The organism is Asaia sp. W19 (genome assembly GCF_003994335.1).
Classification (GTDB): Bacteria; Pseudomonadota; Alphaproteobacteria; order Acetobacterales; family Acetobacteraceae; genus Asaia.
Genome location: NZ_PNQZ01000078.1, coordinates 1 through 3790 on the forward strand (window position 1 = coordinate 1; position 3790 = coordinate 3790).

At 56.3% G+C, this 3790-nt stretch carries 2 protein-coding genes; both read right to left on the reverse strand.

All coding sequences use genetic code 11. The features are described from left to right. Positions 1–340: 340 nt before the first annotated feature. Entirely contained in the window at positions 341–2506 is a 2166-nt protein-coding gene (locus C0V97_RS15955; protein ID WP_127102293.1) for a TonB-dependent siderophore receptor, read from the reverse strand. Between the two features lie 138 nt (positions 2507–2644). Further along, a complete protein-coding gene (locus C0V97_RS15960) occupies positions 2645–3316 on the reverse strand; it encodes a DUF421 domain-containing protein (RefSeq protein WP_127102294.1) in 672 nt (223 codons plus the stop codon). Positions 3317–3790: the final 474 nt, after the last annotated feature.

Below are 3790 nucleotides of genomic sequence, written 5' to 3' on the forward strand. Positions count from 1 at the left end.
ACCGCCACAGGCTCGATGTATGTTCAGGCGTCCATTAGGTCATGCAATGCCTTAGGCAATATGGATCTCAGAAAGATGGGAACCAGCTTTCTGACTGGCGCAAGGTGGGAAGCGCGCCACAATACTCGACATAACGAAGCCGTATGAGCGTGTCGGATGCAGGAGAGACCCATATTCGCGCTGCGGATAAGAGACCTGTTCGCCTGATCTCGAGGGAACCTGTCACGCACCTCGCGATATGAGAGGCCTGCGTCACATTACGCCAGGATGTGAGGAAGAAGGCTGCGCTAGATCCAGCAAGCAAAAACGCAGCATTGTTCTTCTAACCTCAGCGTCCCTCTTACCAGCGCTGAGAGAGTGTGATGAAGACCGCGCGCCCGGGAGCCCAGGCACAGGCGACATTGCGGGTACATGTCGCTACATATTTGCGATTGGCAATATTGGTGCCATTGAACTGGATGCGCGAGCGTCCGTAGTCCAGATGGGCCTGCAGATCCCAGACGAGTTGCGACGGAACCGAGAAAGTGAGAGGCAGCGAGCCTGCCGTATTGCCTGTGTAGCGCATTCCTGACCCGAGCCCGGCCTGGATTTTCTGCGTCAGGGCAAAGTCGCGCTTGAGGAATAGCGAGGCCATATGGGAAGGGATGGCAACCGGGCGCTGTCCAACCTGGGTCGCCGTATTGGACTTTGTGATACGCGGATCCTGATAGGTGAAACTCGCAACGAAATCGAGCCGATAGGGCAGACGCCCCATCCCTTCGAACTCGAAACCACGCGTACGCTGCTGGCCTGTCTGAACGCTGAAAGCGGTATTATTCGGATCTGCGGTCAGGACATTATTCTGGACCAGATTGAACAGATCAGCTGTAAGCATGAAATTTTCGACCCAGTGCAGGGCATGCACAGGATGGTATTTGAGCCCAACCTCAATCTGTTTTCCGGTCGTGGGGATGAAGGGCGTGTTGTCGAAGGTCGTACCGACCTGCGGCTGGAATGAGGTCGCGTAGGAGACATAGGGGTTGAGCCCGATCGTTGAGGCATAGAGCAGGCCGACACGCCCGGTGAAGGCGTTATTGGACTGGGGTGTCCGACCCTTGCCCAGATTATCGACGGTCAGACTCTCGGTGAAATCGCCACGCCCTGAAAGGGTCAGATACCAGCGCTTCCAATTGGCCTGATCCTGGATGTACAGCCCGGTATCGGTCTCTGTCTCATTGGTGCTGGAATAGGTGCCGTAGCTGGGCCAGGTAATCGCCCGATAGACGGGGGCATACAGGGAGAGTGCCGGTGCTGCGCGCTGCCCCCGCCGATTGGCTAGAAAATCGCTTCTGAAATCCACACCATTCAGCAATTCATGACGAATGCCACCGGTATGGAACGCCAGATCGGAGCGCGTATCGAGTGTGACATTGTTATAATTGCCTTCCTGACGCAGGGCGGTACGGTTCAGGCTTTTCTGGTCGGCAGAAAGCGAGGCCGTGGTCACAAAGCGGTATTCCACGTCCAGATGCGCGTAACGCATGTTTTGTGTGAGCGTCCAGTTGGGCAGGAGGTGGCGGGTGATCGCATAGCCTATTGCAGCCTGACGCTTGGAATAAACGTCGTAATCGGCATCGCTGCTCAGGAAATTGCGCGGTAACTGGCCATAGCGCGACGGGAGAACCGTGCCGATTGCCGGCAGGAATTGTGCGGTTGATCCGGCATCGAGCTGCTCGAAAGAACTGATCAGCGTCAACACCGTCTTGTCATCGGGCCTCCAGCTCAGACTGGGCGCGACATAGATCTCGTTATTCTTGATGTTCCTGGCATAGGTATCGGATTTGCGGATCAGACCGTTCAAGCGCCAGAGCACGGATTTGCTGGCGCTCAGGGCGCCTCCCAGATCGGCTGCGCCCTGAATACGTCCATAGGAGCCTGTCTGAAGGGCCAGCTCGTTGGTCTGATCCGCGCGTGGCCGTTTGCTGACGGCATTGATCAGCCCGCCAAGTTGACCCGAGCCATACAGTGCTGAGGACGCGCCACGCAGCACGTCCATTTCTTCCAGTCCCCAGGGTTCGATGCTGAAGGATTGAGAGGTGCTGGCATCAGGCGTACGGGTGCCATCCAGATAGATGTCTGGCGAAAAACCGCGGATCGTGCCGAAATAGCCGCGTGGATCGTCCTTGGAGCCGTAATCGGAAACACCTGCCGTATAGCGTATGGCCTCTGACAGCGAGCGTGCATTGAGGGTATTCATGCGCTCCTGTGTAATGACTGTTATGGCCTGGGGTGTCAGATCGAGCGGCGTACTGGTTTTTGTCGCCGCACTGCTGGCATGGGGGAGAAAGGCCGCACGTTGTGCCTTGACCCGGATGATTTCATGTCGGTCTTGCTGATGGGGCACAGACGGAGAGGCCGGTTTCCTCCCGGCTGGAGGAAGCGTCTGGGCCACTGCCCGCATTGTGTAATGATGCGAGAAGGCAATGATGGAGGAGAGGCAGAGCAGGCTACGAAAGGAGCGGGTCATCAGGGTCCGGAAAGAGGCAGGGACATTTTCTCAATTGAGAACGAATGTCATTTGCAATTCAGGGCTGAATAGGCACTCCCTTCCGTGCTGTCAACGAAAACAGGCGCAGCCACAGGGATGGCTTGCGCCAGCAGGTTCTCAGGGTGAAATCCGGCTATGGGTTGTGCCATCCATCAGGACGACGAGCATGTGGTCCCCAACCCATTCCGCCAGAAAAACCTCTTCGAGTTTCTGCAGGCCGAGCGCCCGCAATTCCCCTCTGAGCCATGTTTCGTCGCGTCCGAGGCTCTTGAGTTCCTCCTCCAGAATATCGCCGCGATGCACCAGAAAGCGTGACGGTTTCTTGGCGTCGTCTTTCATGATCACGCTGACATGGCCTGTCGTTTCGATCTGGGCGAAATCGATATTGTCGAAGCTGAAGATGTTTTGCATGCGCAGCGCGGTCGCCACATCCTTGAGATCGATGCGGCTCGCATTTTCCTCGAAATTCTCGATCAGGAAGCGTCCGTCTCGAATGAGGGTGATCGGCTCGCCAATGGTGCGTTTGCGCAGATCGGGGATCTTGCGCGAGAGGTAATTGAATAGCGCCATGAGCAGGATGCACAGGATCAGCAGGGCGATGTAATGCAGGATGGGTAGCTTGTCGTTATAGAGAATGCCCCCCACGACCCCGCCCAGAATGAAATTGCCGACCAGATCGACCGCCGACATCATGGCAATCTGGTTGCGTCCTGTGATGTTCAGATAGGAAATGATCAGCGAAAAGCCGATCACCAGCTTGAGAATAACCCAGAGATAGAGGGTGATCACGCGTTTCCTGTCCTTGTTTTCTGCCTCTTTGAAGGATCAACCCCTCTATGGGGGAGAGGTTGCTTGGGATCGGACGCCTTTCCTCCCTCCTGACCTGAGCGAGGCAGGGGCATCTGGCGGGACTCCGGTGCGTATGTGTTCTGCCTTGCGCGTCGCGGTCAGGGGCAGAATTGCCTTAAGGCGCGCCAGGGCACGTTGCGATTTCAACGCTTCCTGAAAAAAGTGGCTGACAGTTCGAAAGCATCCCGCCTGACATAAGGGCATCCAACTGTCTGATTCTGAAAAACAACCGGAGGCGTCTTGGCGGCGCCTCACGATACCGCGTCCCGATGCCATGCAACCAAGATGGTTGTTCCTGTTTTGTTCGTATGATACGGCCAGAATCGAAAGGAGGCTCCAGTCATGAAGAACAAGGCAGGCATGGCTTTGCTGCGCGACAGCGTGGCACGGATAGAGCAGCGTTATYAGAAGAAT